General features: G+C 71.3%; 1 protein-coding gene. It reads right to left on the reverse strand.

Annotation, left to right across the window (positions count from 1 at the left end):
• Positions 1-1,191: acyl-CoA dehydrogenase family protein (locus ACFXKA_RS42865; RefSeq protein WP_379431886.1), on the reverse strand; the 1,191-nt coding region annotated here is incomplete at its 3' end.
• Positions 1,192-1,321 lie beyond the last annotated feature (130 nt).

Raw genomic sequence — 1,321 nt, forward strand, 5'->3', positions numbered from 1 at the left:
CTCCAGGGCCTCCGCCGCGACCGGCGTACACCGCTTGGTCACCCAGTACTTGGCGGCCGGCACCGCGAGCCGCAGGAAGGCCCGCTCCTGCTCGCTGTCGTCGTCGTACGCCGCGGCCAGCCGCATCGCCAGCGTGGTGGCCGCCTCCGACTCCAGCGCCAGATCGGCCAGGACGTTGCGCATCAGCGGCTTGTCGATCAACTCACCGCCGAACGCGCTGCGGTACGCGGCGTGATGGACCGCCTGCGCGACCGACTGCCGCATCAGCGCCGCCGATCCGAGCACACAGTCCACCCGCGTCGCCGCCACCATCTCGATGATGGTGCGCACCCCGCGCCCCTCCTCGCCGACCCGGCGGGCCCACGTGCCGTCGAACTCCACCTCGCTCGACGCGTTCGACCGGTTGCCCAGCTTCTCCTTCAGCCGCTGGATCAGGAACACGTTGCGCGTGCCGTCCGGCAGCACCCGGGGAACGAGGAAGCACGTCAGCCCGGCCGGTGCCTGCGCCAGCACCAGGAACCCGTCGCACATCGGCGCGGAGCAGAACCACTTGTGCCCGGTGAGCAGATACTCGCCCTCGGCGTCCAGCGGCTTCGCCGCCGTCGTGTTGGCCCGTACGTCGCTGCCGCCCTGCTTCTCGGTCATGCCCATCCCGAACAGCGCGCCGGCCTTCTCGGCGGCGGGCCGCAGACCGGGCTCGTACCGGTGCGAGGTGAGCCGGGGCTCCCACTCGGCGGCCAGCTCCGGCTCCGTACGCAGCGCGGGCACCGCCGCGTGCGTCATGGACAGCGGACAGCCGTTCCCGGCCTCCGCCTGCGTCCACACGTAGAACCCGGCGGCCCGGCGCAGATGCCCGTCCGGCCTGCCCCAGGCGTCCGTCAGCCCCGCGGACACCGCCCGGTCCAGGAGTTGGTGCCAGGCCGGATGGAACTCCACCTCGTCGATCCGGTGGCCGTACCTGTCGTGCGTACGCAGCTTCGGCGGGTTCTCGTTGGCCAGGGTCCCCCACTCCTGGGCCCGCGCCGAACCGGCCTCCAGACCGAGCGCGGACAGCTCCGACCGTGCCTGGTCGAGGACTTCGGGGGAGGCGTGCCGCTCCAGCCCTTCCGTGAGTACGCGGTCGCCGGTGAAGACGTCGTACCCCACCAGGGGCGGAACCTGGTTGGTCACTGTGTGAGTGCTGGCAGTCATGCCGCTACGGTAAGGAGGTGCAGGCAGCAAACGAAACACCCGAGCGGCCATCGGGCCGACTCCGCCGGGCGCGAGTGCTCTACCGCAACGTCTCCAAACGGCGCATGGCGTGGCACTTGCTCAAGGACAC

It is taken from the genome of Nocardia sp. NPDC059228, from assembly GCF_042754245.1.
GTDB lineage: Bacteria > Actinomycetota > Actinomycetes > Mycobacteriales > Mycobacteriaceae > Nocardia.